General features: G+C 35.4%; 14 protein-coding genes. 6 read left to right on the top strand and 8 right to left on the bottom strand.

Annotation, left to right across the window (positions count from 1 at the left end; translation table 11 throughout):
• Nucleotides 1-30 precede the first annotated feature (30 nt).
• Entirely contained in the window at nucleotides 31-1,080 is a 1,050-nt protein-coding gene (gene thiL / locus SBO79_RS04135; RefSeq protein ID WP_318642237.1) for a thiamine-phosphate kinase, read from the top strand.
• Nucleotides 1,081-1,084: 4 nt separating this feature from the next.
• Here thiL and SBO79_RS04130 read toward each other — a convergent pair whose 3' ends face one another.
• Both SBO79_RS04130 and SBO79_RS04125 read right to left on the bottom strand, forming a co-directional pair.
• Nucleotides 1,085-1,753: a response regulator gene (locus tag SBO79_RS04130; protein ID WP_318642235.1), complete on the bottom strand. Its 669-nt coding sequence runs from the start codon at nucleotides 1,751-1,753 to the stop codon at nucleotides 1,085-1,087.
• A 322-nt stretch (nucleotides 1,754-2,075) separates the two neighbouring features.
• Nucleotides 2,076-3,623, bottom strand: a complete 1,548-nt coding sequence (locus SBO79_RS04125; RefSeq protein ID WP_318642233.1) for a glycine--tRNA ligase — start codon at nucleotides 3,621-3,623, stop codon at nucleotides 2,076-2,078.
• Nucleotides 3,624-3,703: 80 nt separating this feature from the next.
• Here SBO79_RS04125 and SBO79_RS04120 point away from each other — a divergent pair, with 80 nt between their 5' ends.
• The 3 genes from SBO79_RS04120 (at nucleotide 3,704) to SBO79_RS04110 (ending at nucleotide 6,080) form a co-directional block, all read left to right on the top strand.
• Complete coding sequence (locus SBO79_RS04120; protein ID WP_318642231.1) at nucleotides 3,704-4,384, top strand: ComF family protein; 681 nt, start codon at nucleotides 3,704-3,706, stop codon at nucleotides 4,382-4,384.
• Nucleotides 4,385-4,575: 191 nt separating this feature from the next.
• Entirely contained in the window at nucleotides 4,576-5,133 is a 558-nt protein-coding gene (fic, locus tag SBO79_RS04115) for a protein adenylyltransferase Fic (protein ID WP_318642229.1), read from the top strand.
• Between the two features lie 209 nt (nucleotides 5,134-5,342).
• Nucleotides 5,343-6,080 carry a T9SS type A sorting domain-containing protein gene (locus SBO79_RS04110; RefSeq protein WP_318642227.1) on the top strand — a complete coding sequence of 246 codons (738 nt, stop codon included), beginning with the start codon at nucleotides 5,343-5,345 and terminating at the stop codon, nucleotides 6,078-6,080.
• A 138-nt stretch (nucleotides 6,081-6,218) separates the two neighbouring features.
• Here the strand turns inward: SBO79_RS04110 and SBO79_RS04105 are convergent, their stop codons facing one another.
• Together SBO79_RS04105 and SBO79_RS04100 are read right to left on the bottom strand one after the other, a co-directional pair.
• A complete protein-coding gene (locus tag SBO79_RS04105; RefSeq protein WP_318642225.1) occupies nucleotides 6,219-8,471 on the bottom strand; it encodes a hypothetical protein in 2,253 nt (750 codons plus the stop codon).
• Nucleotides 8,431-9,444 (bottom strand): hypothetical protein, encoded by a 1,014-nt coding sequence (locus SBO79_RS04100; RefSeq protein WP_318642223.1) that lies wholly within the window; start codon nucleotides 9,442-9,444, stop codon nucleotides 8,431-8,433. Before SBO79_RS04100 ends, SBO79_RS04105 begins: the two co-directional genes overlap by 41 nt.
• 113 nt (nucleotides 9,445-9,557) lie before the next feature.
• On the opposite strand from SBO79_RS04100, the gene SBO79_RS04095 reads away from it, so the two are divergent.
• Nucleotides 9,558-11,147, top strand: a complete 1,590-nt coding sequence (locus SBO79_RS04095; RefSeq protein ID WP_318642221.1) for an Ig-like domain-containing domain — start codon at nucleotides 9,558-9,560, stop codon at nucleotides 11,145-11,147.
• On the opposite strand, the gene SBO79_RS04090 is transcribed toward SBO79_RS04095, so the two are convergent.
• The 4 genes from SBO79_RS04090 to SBO79_RS04075 form a co-directional block, all read right to left on the bottom strand.
• Nucleotides 11,134-11,925 carry a nitrilase family protein gene (locus tag SBO79_RS04090; protein WP_318642219.1) on the bottom strand — a complete coding sequence of 264 codons (792 nt, stop codon included), beginning with the start codon at nucleotides 11,923-11,925 and terminating at the stop codon, nucleotides 11,134-11,136. The two genes, SBO79_RS04095 and SBO79_RS04090, sit on opposite strands and share 14 nt — an antisense overlap.
• 374 nt (nucleotides 11,926-12,299) lie before the next feature.
• A complete protein-coding gene (locus SBO79_RS04085; protein ID WP_318642217.1) occupies nucleotides 12,300-13,040 on the bottom strand; it encodes a succinate dehydrogenase/fumarate reductase iron-sulfur subunit in 741 nt (246 codons plus the stop codon).
• 79 nt (nucleotides 13,041-13,119) lie between these two features.
• Nucleotides 13,120-15,129 carry a fumarate reductase/succinate dehydrogenase flavoprotein subunit gene (locus SBO79_RS04080; protein ID WP_318642214.1) on the bottom strand — a complete coding sequence of 670 codons (2,010 nt, stop codon included), beginning with the start codon at nucleotides 15,127-15,129 and terminating at the stop codon, nucleotides 13,120-13,122.
• A 6-nt stretch (nucleotides 15,130-15,135) separates the two neighbouring features.
• Nucleotides 15,136-15,960, bottom strand: a complete 825-nt coding sequence (locus tag SBO79_RS04075; protein ID WP_318642212.1) for a succinate dehydrogenase cytochrome b subunit — start codon at nucleotides 15,958-15,960, stop codon at nucleotides 15,136-15,138.
• A 184-nt stretch (nucleotides 15,961-16,144) separates the two neighbouring features.
• Here SBO79_RS04075 and SBO79_RS04070 point away from each other — a divergent pair, with 184 nt between their 5' ends.
• Entirely contained in the window at nucleotides 16,145-17,437 is a 1,293-nt protein-coding gene (locus tag SBO79_RS04070) for an aminopeptidase P family protein (RefSeq protein ID WP_318642210.1), read from the top strand.
• Nucleotides 17,438-17,493: the final 56 nt, after the last annotated feature.

Here is a 17,493-nt window from a genome sequence, read left to right as displayed (position 1 = left end):
CTTTGTTTTTTACTAAATGACATTCAAAATATGATTGAAGATAAAAATCCGCAGAAGACAAGTATTTCACAATTGGGAGAATTTGCACTTATAGATCACCTGACAAAAAACTTTTCGATTAACCATGAATCCACGATAAAGGGAATTGGTGATGATGCTGCAATTTTAGATTTTAAAGATAAAAAAATAGTGATCTCAACCGATCTTTTGATAGAGGGAGTTCATTTTGATTTGGCTTATATGCCACTGAAGCATTTGGGCTATAAAGCAGTTGTAGTCAATCTTTCTGATATTTGTGCTATGAACGCCAAACCAACTCAAATAACGGTTTCGATTGCGGTTTCAAATAGATTTCCATTAGAAGCGTTGGACGATTTGTTTGCAGGAATTAATCATGCCGCCAAGGAATACAATGTTGATGTTATTGGTGGTGACACCACCTCATCTCAAAAAGGATTAATCATTAGCATTACCGCAATTGGTGAGGTTGATTTAGATGAAGTCGTTTATCGAAGCACCGCTCAAGACACAGATTTGTTGGTTGTTACAGGTGATATTGGAGCAGCTTATATGGGACTTCAAGTTTTGGAAAGAGAGAAACAAGTTTTTCTGGTAAATCCAAATTCACAACCTGATCTTGACGCGTATTCTTATCTAATTGAGCGTCAGCTAAAACCTGAAGCTCGCAAAGATGTTCGTTTATTATTACACGCCCTTGAAGTAAAACCTACTTCGATGATTGATATTTCTGACGGTTTATCTTCAGAAATAATGCATTTGTGCAAGCAATCACAAGTGGGTTGTAATCTTTATGAAGACAAATTGCCCTTAGATCCTCAGTTTATAAATGTATGTGAGGAATTTGATCTTGACTCTACAACTGTTGCAATAAATGGCGGTGAAGATTACGAATTACTTTTTACAATTTCGATTAATGATTTCGAAAAAATAAAAGGAAATCCAAATTTTACAATCATTGGTCATATGACTCAGGAAAGTGAAGGAATTCATCTTGTAACTCGAGCAAACACGAAGATTCAACTCAAATCTCGAGGCTGGGATGCAATTGCAGAAGACTAAATCGTTAAACCAATTTCCTACTCCTTGCTGCTAAAACTAGTGACTGATGGTCATTTGGAGTGCTTCCTAATAGCTCACTTAAATTGCATATTCTTTGTTGAATTGCTTCTAATAACAAAGGAACATACCGCGGAATTTCCAATTCTGATGTTCCTTTGCTTAAGTGAAATAAAATCTGCTTATCAAAGGAATCTATTTCCAGTGAATAATCTTCTTTTACAGCCTTTACGGTTGCTTTAACCGTAGTGCTGTAATAAAACTCATCATTCATTACTGCCGCAAATGCAATTAATAGTTCGTCAAATGTTAAGTCATTTTTTATTATAAGTGCGTTAGGTTTCAAATCCTCTACAATTGCACTGATTTTAAGCAACTCTGTATGCATGGTGAGAAGTGCAATTTTGCAATTGGGCATTTCCTTTCGGATTAACAAAGCTAAATCTTCGCCAGTTGCAATGTTTTTTTCAATATAAGCAGGCATACTAAAATCCAATAACGCTACAGAAAACGGAGTATCAACGGCATTCATAATTGCATCATATCCCGACTTACAATCCTTAGCCGCAGTAATTTTAAAATTAATTCCCTCAGCCGGATATGAATTAATAGCATTTTTATATCCTTCGATAATAAATGGATGATCGTCGACAATCAGAATGTTCATTTCTTGCATTACTAGACTACTTAATTTTACTATTATTTATAAAAAACTGCTCGCACAGAATATGAAACTATTCGGTTATTACTGAATTAGTATATGTCGAAAATATCCTGCAATGTGTAGCAAGATAGTGTTTTTGAATTGTCAACAAAAGTCAAAATACTGTTTAATTCTAATAGCTATTCTAATAATCCTTGACTGATGGATTTATAGAACATCAGCGTTTGCCGATTTATCTAAAAGTTAGGATTATAAAATCTAGATAATACTGCATTAAAGTAAAAAAAGCCGAAACTATAGAAAGTTCGGCTTTTAAAACTACAGAATATACATTCTATTTAATCAATTTCTTCAACCAATTTGTCATCGAAACTTCCTCGTTTACAATTTTGTAAAGATCAGAAATTGCAACTCTATCTTGCTTCATAGAATCTCTATGTCGAATTGTAACTGTATTATCTTCTATTGTCTGATGATCTACAGTAACGCAGAAAGGAGTTCCCAAAGCATCTTGCCTTCTGTAACGTCTTCCTACAGCATCCTTTTCATCATACACTACATTGAAATCAAGTTTCAAGTCAGCAATAATTTTATGAGCGATTTCTGGAAGTCCATCTCTTTTAATTAGAGGCAATACCGCTACTTTTATTGGAGCAAGTACAGTTGGCAATGCCAAAACTGTTCTAGTTGAGCCATCCTCTAAAGTTTCTTCTTTTAATGATTTAGAAAAAACTGCCAAGAATAATCTATCCAATCCTACCGAAGTTTCTACTACATAAGGAGTATAACTTTGATTTTGCTCTGTATCAAAATATTGTAATTTTTTACCAGAGAATTTTTCGTGCGCTTTTAGGTCAAAGTCAGTTCTTGAGTGAATTCCTTCCAATTCTTTAAATCCAAATGGGAAATTAAATTCGATATCTGTGGCTGCATTTGCGTAATGCGCCAATTTCTCGTGATCGTGGAAACGGTAATTTTCTTTTCCTAGTCCTAAAGTTAAGTGCCAGTTAAGTCTAGCTTCTTTCCAATAGTTATAGTGTTCCATTTCTTCGCCTGGACGTACAAAAAATTGCATTTCCATTTGTTCAAACTCACGCATTCTAAAAATGAATTGTCTTGCAACAATTTCATTTCTAAAAGCTTTTCCAGTTTGAGCAATTCCGAAAGGAATCTTCATACGACCTGATTTCTGAACGTTTAGAAAGTTTACGAAAATCCCTTGTGCCGTTTCTGGTCTTAGGTATAAATCCATTGCGCCTTCTGCAGATGCTCCGAGCTTAGTACCAAACATCAGATTGAATTGTCTTACGTCAGTCCAATTTTTTGAACCAGATTCTGGACAAGCAATTTCCAATTCTTCAATCAAAGCTTTTACATCGGCTAGATTTTCTGTCTCAAGCGAATGAGCCATGCGTTCTATAATTTGCTTTTGCTTTGATTTATATTCCATAACACGTGGATTTGTAGTCACAAATTCTTCTTCATTAAAGAATTCGCCAAAACGAATACGTGCTTTTTCAATTTCTTTTTCAGCTTTCTGATGCAATTTTTCAGCATAATCTTCAATCAAGACATCAGCGCGGTATCTTCTTTTCGAATCTTTATTATCGATAAGCGGATCGTTAAATGCATCCACATGGCCCGAAGCTTTCCAAGTAGTTGGATGCATCAAAATTGAAGAGTCAAGCCCTACAATATTGTCGTGCATCTGAACCATTGACTTCCACCAAAATTCTCTAATATTTTTCTTTAGTTCAACGCCATTTTGTGCATAATCATACACTGCGCTTAAACCATCATAGATTTCGCTTGACGGAAAAATATATCCGTACTCCTTTGCGTGCGAAATCACACCCTTAAAAATGTCCTCTTGTTTTGCCATAGCGCAAAAATATAAAATATACAGCAATAAAACGCCCCTATCAAAACAATGTCTATATTTATTGTAGAAATTTTGACATTATGTGGAAAAACGCAGCCAATTTGTTCTTTCCGGAGTTTTGTGCAGGATGTAATGAGGCTTTGGCAACTGGCGAACGAGTAATTTGTACTTCTTGCCGGCACCATCTCCCTATGACCAATCATCACGAATTAGATAAAAATGAGTTGTGGCAAAAATTCTACGGTAGATTGGACATTCAGTTTGTGGGAGCTCAGTTTTATTTTCATAAAAAGGGAATTGTTCAGCAACTTATTCACAATCTAAAATATCGAGGAAATCAAGATATTGGCGAAGCAATTGGTAATTGGTACGGATCTTTACTTGTCAATCATATGGCATTACAAGATCTTGACGAAATTATTCCCACGCCTTTACATAAAAGGAGATTGAGAGAAAGAGGTTATAATCAGGTGACGACTTTTGGGAAATCGCTTTCGCAAAAATTAGAAATTCCCTATAATGATTCTCTCCTTTTCCGAAGCCAATATAGTTCTTCTCAAACTTTCAAAAATCTTCTGGAAAGATCGATGTCCACCAAACCGATGTTTTATGTGCAAAATCCTCAAAAGCATCATAATAAACATTTCCTGTTGATTGACGATGTAATTACAACTGGAGCAACACTTGAAGCTTGCGGTCGGGCTTTGATGCAAATAGAGAATGCAAAATTAAGTATCGTTTGTATGGCGATGTCGCATTAAGGTTGAAAAATATAAGTAAATTTCCAGAAAATTATAATTGTGCTTATTAGTTACTATCAATCGAACCGCAACGGAATATAAAACTGCATAAAAACACAAGAAAACCTCTAAAAACTAATCAGTTTTAAAGTGATTCACAAACATTTAAAGTATTTTTGACAAAGAAATTAATAGTTGAATAAATCTGAATTATGATGAAAAACATTGACAAAAAGAGTTTAGAAAATGCTTATCGCTTATTTGAATCAGATGATATTAACAAAATTGAAATTGGAACTACTAAAGGCTTAAATCAAATACATTTTTATTTATTTAAAGGATTATATGATTTTGCGGGTGAAGTACGTACTAAGAACATCTCAAAAGGTGGATTTAGATTTGCAAATTCTTTATACTTAAATGAAATTTTAGTCAAAATTGAGCAAATGCCCGAAAATACTTTTGAAGAAATAGTTGCCAAATATGTAGAAATGAATATTGCTCATCCTTTTATGGAAGGTAACGGCAGAACAATGAGAATTTGGTTAGATATGATTCTGAAAACTAAACTTAAAAAAGTAGTCAATTGGCAATATGTGGATAAATCTCTTTATTTACAAGCAATGGAAAGAAGTCCAATTAACGACTTGGAATTAAGAACTTTATTAAATAGTAACTTAACCGAAGACATAAATAATAGAGAAGTTATTTTTAAAGGAATTGAACAATCTTACTATTATGAAGGCTATCAGAAAGAAGATGATGATTAATAATAATTTGGATAAAGCACTAGCTAGAAAAAGCAGTTTGGCGATATTGGGGTTTTAGGCCTATTTTGAAGATAGTTTTTAATTTGGAAAATTTGTGTTTAATCTAAAAATCTCGCATCTGTATTCACAAACCTCGCCAAGCGCCAAGACGTATTGCACTAACAAAAAATAACGTCTCGAATCGATCTGAAATTTTTATAAAGTTAATTATGAAATACACATTTTTATATCTAGCAATTTTAGTGTCCATAGGTGTACATTCTCAAAATAGTTCTACACCACTACTTGGAACTCCGTGGTATCTAACCAGCATTGAAGAAAATAATATCACCCATAATATTCCGCCGTATAATGGATTTGCACAGTGGTTATTTCAAATTTCACCCACAGAGATTGGAGGAATTCCGTCCGCTGATAATCTATCTGGAGAATATTGTTTTGCGTTTAATGGTCCCATTATTGTAGAAAATAATTCTTTTACTTTCATCGATAGTCAATTTGCTGTAACATTAAATATGTGTGATTGGTTAACTGATGTTGAACTGAATTTAATGAACAAACAAGTTGCATTTTATCAAAATAATCTTCAAGATTCGTTTCAATTTCAGATCAACAATTTAGGGGAAGATAGCGAACTTGTCATTACCAATGTATCGGGCAATAAAGCTTATTACAACAATATTCCAACGGAGGAATATCTTTCGAATGAAAAGTTTGCACTAGAAAGTGAGATTATAGTTTATCCCAATCCTGCAAATGAAAAACTATTTATCTCTATGCAAGATAATATCCAAGTACAATCAATTAAAGCCTATAGTTTTGACATGAAAGAAATTGGCGTTGTAAATGGTAAAACAATTGATGTTTCGGCGTTTTCCACCGGTATCTATATTATAGCTATAGAATTTAATGGCCAAAAAGTTTACAAAAAATTTGTAGTGAATTAGGATGTTAACGCTTCAAATATTTTCTATTAATTAACGATTTAATTATCACTAGAGCAACACTTGAAGCTTGCGGTCGGGCATTGATGCAAATAGAAAATGCAAGACTAAGTATTGTTTGTATGGCGATGTCGCACTAGATTACCGCTGATTTACATACGTTTTAAAATACCCACATTCCTGCAAAACCTCTTGGTAATATTTCGTATTTCTATAATCGTTTTTCAAAGCTTTAAAACCATTCCAAGCTAAGAAATTCACCTTATCATTGTTCCAAGAATAGTAATAATCGTCTTGTTTAAACTTGGTTTGGTAATATTCATTTCGCTCACATTTGGCCAGCATATAATGGGCTTTTGCTCGCTGTTCATCATTTTCAGCACTCTTTAAGGCTAAATAATAATATTTTTTAGCCATCCCCATATTTACAATTTGCTCAAAAGCCCACTTATCATATCCACCAACGTACGAAGCATCTCCCATCACACTTCCTTCATAAAAGGTTCGGCCATTTCCGTAAAAAGTAATATTATAAAAGGCATTTCCAAGCAACAAAGCATTGCTAAAGCTATTCGTAGAATTTGCCAAATCAATTTGCAGTGTTTGCATTGTAATCAAAAAATCTAATTGAGTAAACTTCTTTTTCTGAGGCGCTCGATGTTCGCAATCGTGGCAATCTTTGATAAATCCGTTAAAAGGATTTGCGAGAAATTCTATTTGCTGTAGATCTCCACTTTGGCTGATATAACCAATGGCTTCAGCGACTTTGTCGTTGTAAAGTGCGGTAACGGCTTGAAATTTAAAAATATCATCTAATTTGAGGTAGTATTGATTGACTGCAATTTGTTGGATTTTAGATTTTTCCGCTTTCGTTAAAAGAGATTTCATCAGTTCGATATCGTTCTGATTGGTGTAAAAATCTTTTGAAGGCACAAACAACTCTGCCATTACAATATTTCCATTGTCTTTATAAAGTCGTGATAAGTATTGTTTTGACCAGATTACGGCTTTGTCATAACGAAGATTTTCGATATTTAATGCAGGCAATTTTAAGGTCAGCCAATCAATATCTGCGGTCAATTTATCGATGTTCGCAGATTTAATTGAAGATGTTGCGCTAATTCGATTTGTCACTTTCAACAATTCCAATTGTGCTTTTGCTAAATCATTATTTGGCAAGTATTTTTCCGCTTTCGCGAAAGCGATATCTGCAGCTTTGAAGTCTGCGGTAAGCGACATAATATAACCTTCGGCCGAAAACCATAAGTAAGGCGAAGCAACTTTACTTGAACTAGCAATTGAATTTATCAGCTGAATCGTTTTTGGATCAACAATTCTCTGAACCGATTTTCTATATTCTACGATGCTTTTCTTTTCCAATGAATTATCAATCTGAGATTCAACTTTATTAATAACCCTAGTTAATAGAAAGTCCAAATTTGGATTTTTTGGATCAAGTTCAGCGATTTTTTGGATTGCCAAAATTTCATCATTGTAATAACCGTACAAAGCCCAAAGTGCCGATTTTTCTTTGGCGGATTTTGCAAGTTGCAAAGTATTATTCCATTCCACCTCTTGTTGTGGATGAAAATTAAATAGGGCAGTCTTGCGCATTTTGATGTTTTCATCAAATATGATACTGAACAAATAATTCGATTTTGAATATTCTTGATTTTTATAATGAATTCCAGCGACATAGCCCATCGCGCGGTAGTACAAATCATTTTTTGGAACTGTAGACGAAGTTTGATCAAAGAAGGTCGCAATTTCTGAGAGATTTCTGCTGTAAAATAAACCCTTCATATACTGAAACCAATACCTATTTTTCAGAAAACTATCATTTTCATTTTGATACATTTTTTTCAGGTTTGCCAATAATTTAGCATCATTCAAAACGGCATATTGTATTGGCTCGTAAGACCAAGGATTACTTGTTACTGATACCGCTTCAATTTCTTTGGCAACAGCCAAAAACTCAATAAATGATTTTACTTTTGGATTTTTAATATCAAGTTTGTTTTTCAAACGTTTGATTTCTGAAGTAATCTTTCCTGATTTGTAATAAGATTGTAGATTCATCACTTCCACATAACTGCTGTCCAAAAGAAAATATTTCAATTGTTGATCAGACATTTTGTTGCCCAGAAAACCTTTCCAATCCACTACAATATCATCGTTATATCTCGAAATAAAGTCGGTTTCGGTTCCGTCATAAAATATATCTCCAGACAGAAAAAGTGGTGTGTAGGATTTGTCTACGAATGCTTCGGGCGCAAAATTAGAATCGAAAAACCAATCCCAATCGCCACCACCACAAGCGTAAATTGTTCCGTAGACCAATAATGTTGCGCTACTAAAAAGAAGTAGTAATCTCTTTATAAATGGATTTGTCATACTGTTTTATATTATTTTCATTCAAATCAAAAAAGATAATTTCAGAAGGAGTTTCTTTTAAATTCTTCTTTAAATCTGATGCCATATCTGATAATTCTTTCGAGCTTACCTTTTCGATTTTTAATAAATCATTCTTATTCAGAAAACTTCCCTTGAGGTAATGACTTCTTTTGACTTTAAAAACATTCTCTGAAACTTTTTCAAAATCATTCGAAATTACATCTTCTTGAGTGATTTTGGCGCTAAGCCCCACAACTTTATTTGTCCGAATTTGTACCGCCCACGAGAAAATTGGAAGCGCCACTTTTAGCGGAAGCGGATATTCTGAAAGTTTGGCTAGATATTGTGCGGCTATCTTTCGATCATAAATGGAATTCGAATCGTCGGCAGCGATTTTTCCCATATTGTAGTACATTAAAACACCATAATCTACATTGGGTATTCCCGTGGTTGCAGCGTACTTTATTTGATGTAGCCGAATTGTTGCCGATAAAGTGTCTAAATTTTTTGACTTCAGAATTTCCATAAACTTCATGAAATTATTCTTGCTAGCCAAGGTCCAATCGCAGTCTATTTGAACTTCCGAGGTACTAATTTTGTTCTTCTTATTGATCTGAGAAATATAATCTAGCATCTTATCAGCAAGCATTTCGAGGTTTTCTTTGTCGTTGAGCATTACTTCATTTTTGATATAAATCACTGGAATGATCTTCAGATTTAAAGTTGAATCCTTGAAGGTAATCGGACTTTCGGGAATTGCTTCGGTGCTGCCTTTCGGCAAAATTAAATCAAAATAACGCAGGTAGATTTTAGCTGAATTAGTTGTTTTTAAGATATCACGCTCCGCATCGGTCAAGGAGAAAACCGTTCGCCAATAATAAAATGAAACCTCTGGCAGCGGCTTTTTTGCGCAAGCGCTAAACATTAAAACGACTAATAGTAAAAAGGAGAATCGCTGCAAGATTTTTGACATTTTATAAAACTAAGGTGGACACAAAACGGAATTATTTGTCCAAAATTATTAAAGATTAATTTAGCAATAACATTAATATTAATCGTTATTTTGTATTTTAAATCAATACGTCAATGTTCAGACACATATTCACTATCCTGCTTACACTAGTTGTCCTTTCTAGCTGCGCCAAAAGAGCGTCAATTTCGGGCGGACTTAAGGATACAATTGCGCCGGTAATGAAGCAAAGTTATCCTCCAAATTACACTACCAACTTTGAAGGAAACGAGATAAAAATAGTTTTTGACGAATACATAAAGCTCAAAAACTTGAGTAAACAATTAATCGTTTCGCCACCAATGCAGCGTCAACCGATTATTACACCCACTACGGCGAGCAAGACAATTACTATTAAAATTCTCGATACACTAAAGGCGAACACAACTTACAGTTTTAATTTCGGAAAAAGTATCGAAGACAACAACGAAGGCAATCCATATCAGCAATTTAAATACGTTTTCTCGACTGGGAGTATAATAGATTCTCTGAAGTTGAGAGGTCGAGTTTTTGATGCTTACAATAAAGATGTTGAGCCATTTGTCTCAGTGATGCTTTATGAATTCGATGAAAACTATACCGATTCGTTGATTTATAAGCAGCGTCCGAGATATATTACCAACACTTTGGATAGTATCAAAATTTTTGAAATCGAAAATATAAAGCCGGGAAAATATAAGTTGATTGCTTTAAAAGATAAGAATTCAAATAATAAGTACGATCCGAAAGCGGACAAAATTGGATTTCTTTCTCAAACTATAACAATGCCAACTGATAGTCTTTTTACATTAAAATTATTTAAGGAATCGCGTCCGCTAAAGGCAAATAAACCTGCGCAAACAAATGGATCAAAACTCACTTTGGGTTATGAAGGTAACTTTGAAATGGCAAAAATTAAAACGTTTGATGGCAATTCAGAAGTTCCAAATGTGGTAACAAAAGTTGTGGACAAGGATTCGGTTTTGGTTTGGTTTCCACCGTCAGTCAAAGATTCGATTCGAGTTACTGTTTCAAAAGGAAGTTATACCAAAGATTTTAGCATACGTCTTAAAGAACAGAAGAGTGATTCCTTAGTTTTAAATCCTCGATATAGCAGTAGTTTGCCACTACGTGAAGAATTTGCGTTAAAAAGTGCCACGCCCTTAACTTTTATTGACAGCACAAAAATCACGGTAAGATCGCAAGACTCAACTGCCCAGAAATTCTCTGTAAAATACGATGAATTCCTGATGGAATTGAAGGTTAAATTTAAGAAAGAACCGCTCGAGAAATATAAAATTCAGTTTCTACCGGGCGCCGTAAAGGATTTCTACAACAGGAAAAATGACACATTAGTTTATTCTGTTTCCACGAAAAACACTTCCGATTATGGAAATCTTAGAATCGCCATTTCGAATATTAAAACCTATCCGGTAATCGTCGAATTAAGCGATGTTAAGGGCGCAACCATAGCAACGAGCTATTTAGAAGAAGGTAACATTGTCGACTTTAATTTGATTGACCCAATGCTTTATAATCTTCGAATAATTTACGATACTAATAAAAACGGCCGTTGGGACGAAGGGAATTTTCTTGAAAATAGACAGGCAGAAGAAGTGATTTACTTCCCCACTTCAATTGATGTTCGGGCAAATTGGGATGTTGATCAGCCGTTTATTCTAAAGTAAACGCATCAGCATCATTTAGAAATCCCAGCTTTTTTCTAATGTCTAATAAAGGTTGCTTCTTGATGGTAAATTGAAAAGCACCAACTACTTGTTGAGGTTCGATCAGAAATTCTCCAAGAAAATCAATTAGCTGAGAATGTCCATTATGGTGATAATCGTGCTTGTCATTTCCTACTCTATTAACACCTGCTACATAACAGATGTTTTCGATTGCACGCGCTTTTAGCAAAGTATCCCAAGCTAACACTCGACTTTCTGGCCAATTGGCTACGAATAGCAATAAATCATATTCCCCGTGATTTCTAATAAAAACTGGGAAACGCAGATCATAGCAAATTTGCAAACAGATATTCCAACCTTTGTAATTTATGATTTTTCGATCTATTCCTGGTGTATAGACTTTGTCCTCGCCGGCGTAGGAAAATAAATGTCGCTTGTCATAGGTTTCTAAAATTCCATCTTTGGTTATGAAAAGCAATCTATTGTAAAACTTGTCTTTTTCTTCAATGACAATACTTCCAACGAGAGCGATTTCGAATTTAGAAGCTATCTCCTTCATCCATTTAACTGTTTTGCCGGTCATTGCCTCCGCCACTAATTCAGGTTGCATGGTAAATCCTGTGCTGAACATTTCGGGTAGAATTACCACATCAGCAGAATCTGGAAGTTTCTCAATTTCTAGTTGAATATTTTTGAGATTTTCTTCTTTGTTTTCCCAAGCGAGATCAACTTGAATAAGATGTATAGAAAGGCTTTGTAAAGACTTGACATTTTGCATAGAGTAAATGTAGGAAAGGTTTTGTGAGTTTGCAAAAAGTTCTTAACAGAGGTGGTTTGCGAGAGGGATTACTTCACATTATTTTTATTTTCATAGAAGTTCAGTAAACTACGTTTGTAGCGGAAATCCTTTGTTGTGGCGTTGCGAAGAAAAAGCTATAACAAAGATTGGGAGTGGAAAGCCCGACCTGAGTCAAATTAAATATCTTCTGAAACTTAAGGAGATAAAAGTGTCTTGCCTGCACAAATCGTTGTGGCGAAGGACTCGCCCAAATGAAAAACATGAAACCTTGAAAAATTGCGTCTACCGTACCTACTAAAATAAGAAAAGGCGCTCATAAATGAACGCCTTTTCTTATAATAGATAACTTTGTATTAGAAATTCGCAACAAAGTATTCTCTGTTCATTCTAGCAATAGCTTCAAGTGTAATTCCTTTTGGACACTCTACTTCACACGCTCCAGTATTGGTACAGTTACCAAAACCTTCAGCATCCATTTGAGCCACCATATTTTTCACACGGTCAGCTGCTTCTACTTTACCTTGCGGCAACAATGCAAACTGAGATACTTTTGCAGCAACGAAAAGCATCGCTGAGGCATTTTTACAGCTCGCTACACAAGCTCCACAACCAATACAAGTTGCATTGTCAAATGCTGTATCAGCATCGTGCTTGTTGATAGGAATAGTGTTGGCATCTACAGTGTTTCCAGATGTATTAACAGATATAAAACCACCTGCATGCTGCACTCTATCAAAAGATCCTCTGTCTACAACTAAATCTTTGATTACTGGGAAAGCTTTTGCACGGAAAGGCTCAATATAGATAGTATCGCCATCTTTGAACATACGCATGTGCAGCTGACAAGTTGTAACACCTCTATCTGGTCCGTGAGCTTCACCGTTGATAAACAATGAACACATACCGCAAATTCCTTCGCGACAATCGTGGTCAAAAGCTACAGGATCTTCTCCTTTATTTGTAAGTCCGTCATTAAGAACGTCAAGCATTTCTAGAAAGGACATGTCCTCAGAAATACCGTCTAGTTTATAATCAACTAAACCTCCTTTGTCTTGGGCGTTTTTTTGACGCCATATTTTTAATGTGAGTTTCATGGTACTATTTTTTATAACCTTAAAAACAATCTGTCATAATCTGACAATTTGTTTGGGTTGACTTTTTAAAAATTGCTGCTTACTTGTAGCTACGTTGCACTAGTTTAATATTTTCAAACTTCAATTCTTCCTTATGTAAAATCGCCTCGCTAGGTTTCCCTGTATATTCCCAAGCTGCTACATAAGCAAAATTTTCGTCGTCACGCTGTGCTTCACCTTCTGGAGTTTGATATTCTTCTCTAAAGTGTCCACCGCAAGATTCTTTTCTGTGTAAAGCATCTTTTGCGAAAAGCTCACCCAACTCCAAGAAATCGGCAACTCTCATTGCTTTTTCTAACTCTTGGTTAAAGCTATCCATGGTACCAGGAACAAGAACTTCCTTATAGAAACGTTCGCGAAGTTCTGAAATTTCTTGAATTGCTTCGGTTAGTCCCTGCGCATTTCTCGCCATTCCTACTTTGTCCCACATGATTTTACCTAAAATCTTATGGAAGTAATCTACAGAGTGCGATCCTTTATTATTAACAAAACGCTCTAATTGAGTTCTTACATTATTTTCGGCAGCTTCAAACTCCGGAGTATTTGTTGGAATTGGCCCTGTTTTAATATCTGGCGCTAAGTAAGCTCCAATAGTGTAAGGAAGTACAAAATATCCATCAGCAAGACCTTGCATTAATGCAGAAGCACCTAATCTGTTAGCTCCGTGATCTGAAAAGTTTGATTCTCCAATAGAGAAGCAACCAGGAATTGTAGTCATCAAATTATAATCTACCCATGTTCCACCCATTGTATAGTGCACTGCTGGGAAAATTTTCATTGGCATTTTGTATGGATTCTCATCAACGATTTTCTCATACATTTGGAAAAGGTTACCATACTTGTCAGCAACCACTGCAGTACCCATTTCAATAATTTGCTCTGGAGTAGCAGTATGTTCGATTCCCTTTACGTATGCTTTCTCTTTTCCGTATCTCTGAATTGCTGCTGCAAAATCAAGAAAAACTGCTTGACCTGTTTTGTTTACTCCGTAGCCAGCGTCGCAACGCTCTTTTGCTGCACGAGATGCAACATCACGAGGTACAAGGTTACCAAAAGCAGGATACCTTCTTTCTAGGTAGTAATCTCTTTCATCTTCGCTAAGATCGATAGCCGTTTTGCGACCTTCTCTAATAGCAATAGCATCTTCAATGTTTTTAGGTACCCAAATTCTTCCATCATTACGAAGAGATTCAGACATCAAAGTTAATTTTGACTGATGGTCTCCCGAAACAGGAATACAAGTTGGGTGAATTTGTGTGTAACAAGGGTTTGCGAAGAAAGCACCTTTTTTATGAATTTTCCAAGCGGCAGTAGCATTACTTCCCATTGCGTTGGTAGAAAGGAAAAATACGTTTCCGTATCCACCAGATCCTACAACAACTGCATGAGCAGAATGTCTCTCAATTTCACCAGTAACTAGGTTACGGGCGATAATTCCGCGAGCTTTTCCATCAACGATTACTAAGTCTAGCATCTCGTGACGGTTGTACATTTTTATTTTTCCACGACCTATCTGTCTGTTCATCGCAGAATAGGCACCTAGGAGTAATTGCTGTCCAGTTTGACCTTTTGCGTAGAATGTTCTTGAAACAAGAGCACCTCCAAAAGAACGGTTATCCAAAAGTCCACCATACTCTCTAGCCAATGGAACTCCTTGAGCCACACATTGGTCAATAATATTAGTAGAAACTTCTGCTAGACGGTAAACGTTTGCCTCTCTTGAGCGGTAATCACCACCTTTTACAGTATCGTAAAACAATCTGTAAGTTGAGTCACCATCACCTTGATAATTTTTGGCAGCATTAATACCACCTTGTGCAGCGATTGAGTGTGCACGACGTGGCGAATCTTGGAAACAAAATGCTTTTACGTTGTAACCTAGTTCAGCAAGAGTAGCTGCGGCAGAACCTCCAGCCAATCCTGTTCCTACTACAATCACGTCTATATTACGTTTGTTTGCAGGATTCACTAAGTTGATATGATCTTTATAGTTAGTCCACATCTCAGATAATGGACCGTTTGTATTTGGTACTTTAGAATCTAATGCCATATATATTTATGCTTTTAGAAAGAAATGAATGTAAAGAGGAATGATTGCGAATAATAACGGCACAATCACCGCGAAGAGTTTACCTACAACTCTAATGGTAGGTTTGTATTTTGCACTATTGATTCCTATTGATTGGAATGCACTTGCAAAACCGTGCAATAAGTGAAAAGCTAAGACAGCCATAGCCAAAACATAAAGAATTGTGTATAGCAATCCGTACTCAGGATCCTTAAAGAAGTCTACAGTAATCTTGTACAAATCTTTGTAACCCTCAGCAATTTTTACTTTTGCAGCAGGATCATAAAATTCAGTTACATTACGCACTTCAACATTACCAACTGGCAAATAACTTCCTGTTGTGGTCATGTAAAATTCTTGCGCAGGCATCCCCGGCTGAACATCAATCATTGTTGTTTGCAATGGAATCTTTTCATCAAAGTGCATTACTGCCCAAAATGTTTTCATGTGCAATACAATAAAAATAAGGATTAAACTTCCCAGGATTGCCATATTACGTGACGCCCAACGAGAATTTGCTTCCGGTTTATTGTGAGCATAATCTATAGGCCTAGCTTTTTTGTTTTGGATTGTTAATAAGATACCATCAATCGCGTGAAATAAAAGCGAAGCATAAGTTAGATAAGAAAGAATTTTGACTGCAGGATTTGTAGTCATAAATAGTGCATACTGATTGAATTGTAATGCATCACCAAAAATTAATTGCAAATTTCCTGCTAAGTGTCCTAGAAGAAAGATACAAAGAAATAAACCTGTAAAAGCCATCCAATACTTCTTTGTAATGGAAGACTTCAATATTGCGGATTTCGCCATAAGTTAAAAAGTTTTTAAAAATCATACAAAAATAAGGTATAAACTCCGTTCAGGACAACAAAAGCAGTAATTTATAATGAATTTAAAAAGTAATTTAATGCAAAATGCAATTTTACCTTAATCCTTGTGGCAGTCTGCTCTAAAGTCTTTAAATTTACCATAGACATAAACAAATTCTATTATTATGAAATACACTCCAATAGACCGAAATTTATTTATCAAAAACCGCAAAAAGTTCGTCGCTGAGATGAAAAAAAATAGCATTGCGGTATTTAATTCTAATGATATTTATCCAATTTCGGCCGATAGTACATTACCATTTGCGCAACATAGAGACATTTTTTACCTTTCGGGAGTAGATCAGGAGGAAAGTATTCTTTTATTATTTCCAGATGCACCTTATGAACATCAGCGCGAAATTCTTTTCTTGAAGGAGACAAGTGAATTAATTGCAATATGGGAAGGTGAGAAATTAACCAAAGAAAAAGCGTTTGAAACATCGGGAATCAAAACTGTTATTTGGCTTCAGGATTTTCCAAAAACACTTAAAGAACTAATGTCATTTGCCGACACCATTTACATTAATACAAATGAACACTACCGAGCTACTATCGAAACTGAAACACGCGAAGCTAGATTTGTAAAATGGTGGAAAGAGCAATATCCAGCTCATCAAGTTGCCAAAAGCAATCCAATATTGCAACGACTTCGTTCTGTAAAAGAACAAGTGGAATTAGACCTTATTCAACATGCTTGTAATATTACTGAAAAAGGATTCAGAAGAATTTTACCCTTTGTAAAGCCAGGAGTTACAGAGTATGAAATCGAGGCTGAATTCATGCACGAGTTTTTGAGAAATCGCTCAAAAGGTTTTGCGTACACTCCTATTATAGCATCTGGAAATAATGCAAACGTTTTGCATTATATTGAGAACAATCAAGAATGTAAAGCTGGCGATTTAATCTTATTTGATGTTGCTGCAGAATATGCAAATTATTCTAGCGATATGTCTCGCACCATTCCAGTATCTGGACGATATACCGAGCGTCAGAAAAATGTGTACAATGCCGTAAACCGTGTAAAAGAAGAAGCTCAAAAAATGCTTATTCCTGGTACAGATTGGAAACAGTATCATGAAGAAGTTGGGAAAATTATGACTTCAGAATTATTAGGATTAGGATTGCTTGACAAAGCAGATGTACAAAATGAAGATCCAGCTTGGCCAGCTTACAAGAAGTACTTTATGCATGGAACTTCGCACCATATGGGCCTAGACACTCATGATTATGGAATTCTGACGGAACCAATGCAGGCAAACATGGTCTTCACTGTTGAACCAGGAATCTATATTCCTGCCGAAGGTTTTGGTATTAGACTCGAAGATAATCTAGTCATTCAAGAAAGTGGCGCTCCATTAAATCTTATGGCTAATATCCCGATATTGCTTGAAGAAATCGAAGACTTGATGAACAGCTAAATTTTCTATAAATATAATTAAAGGTTTGAAGAGTGTATAATCTAGACGCTTTTCAA

Origin of the sequence: Flavobacterium ardleyense, assembly GCF_033547075.1 — a bacterium.
GTDB lineage: Bacteria > Bacteroidota > Bacteroidia > Flavobacteriales > Flavobacteriaceae > Flavobacterium > Flavobacterium ardleyense_A.
This window is presented reverse-complemented; position numbering and strand designations above follow the sequence as displayed.

Excerpts from the sequence above, each read along its gene's own strand:
- SBO79_RS04120 (WP_318642231.1), top strand. The coding sequence starts at position 3,704 with ATGTGGAAAAACGCAGCCAATTTGTTCTTTCCGGAGTTTTGTGCAGGA.
- SBO79_RS04125 (WP_318642233.1), bottom strand. The coding sequence starts at position 3,623 with ATGGCAAAACAAGAGGACATTTTTAAGGGTGTGATTTCGCACGCAAAG.
- SBO79_RS04100 (WP_318642223.1), bottom strand. The coding sequence starts at position 9,444 with ATGTCAAAAATCTTGCAGCGATTCTCCTTTTTACTATTAGTCGTTTTA.
- thiL (WP_318642237.1), top strand. The coding sequence starts at position 31 with ATGATTGAAGATAAAAATCCGCAGAAGACAAGTATTTCACAATTGGGA.
- SBO79_RS04085 (WP_318642217.1), bottom strand. The coding sequence starts at position 13,040 with ATGAAACTCACATTAAAAATATGGCGTCAAAAAAACGCCCAAGACAAA.
- fic (WP_318642229.1), top strand. The coding sequence starts at position 4,576 with ATGATGAAAAACATTGACAAAAAGAGTTTAGAAAATGCTTATCGCTTA.
- SBO79_RS04095 (WP_318642221.1), top strand. The coding sequence starts at position 9,558 with ATGTTCAGACACATATTCACTATCCTGCTTACACTAGTTGTCCTTTCT.
- SBO79_RS04130 (WP_318642235.1), bottom strand. The coding sequence starts at position 1,753 with ATGCAAGAAATGAACATTCTGATTGTCGACGATCATCCATTTATTATC.
- SBO79_RS04090 (WP_318642219.1), bottom strand. The coding sequence starts at position 11,925 with ATGCAAAATGTCAAGTCTTTACAAAGCCTTTCTATACATCTTATTCAA.
- SBO79_RS04105 (WP_318642225.1), bottom strand. The coding sequence starts at position 8,471 with ATGACAAATCCATTTATAAAGAGATTACTACTTCTTTTTAGTAGCGCA.
- SBO79_RS04110 (WP_318642227.1), top strand. The coding sequence starts at position 5,343 with ATGAAATACACATTTTTATATCTAGCAATTTTAGTGTCCATAGGTGTA.
- SBO79_RS04070 (WP_318642210.1), top strand. The coding sequence starts at position 16,145 with ATGAAATACACTCCAATAGACCGAAATTTATTTATCAAAAACCGCAAA.
- SBO79_RS04080 (WP_318642214.1), bottom strand. The coding sequence starts at position 15,129 with ATGGCATTAGATTCTAAAGTACCAAATACAAACGGTCCATTATCTGAG.
- SBO79_RS04075 (WP_318642212.1), bottom strand. The coding sequence starts at position 15,960 with ATGGCGAAATCCGCAATATTGAAGTCTTCCATTACAAAGAAGTATTGG.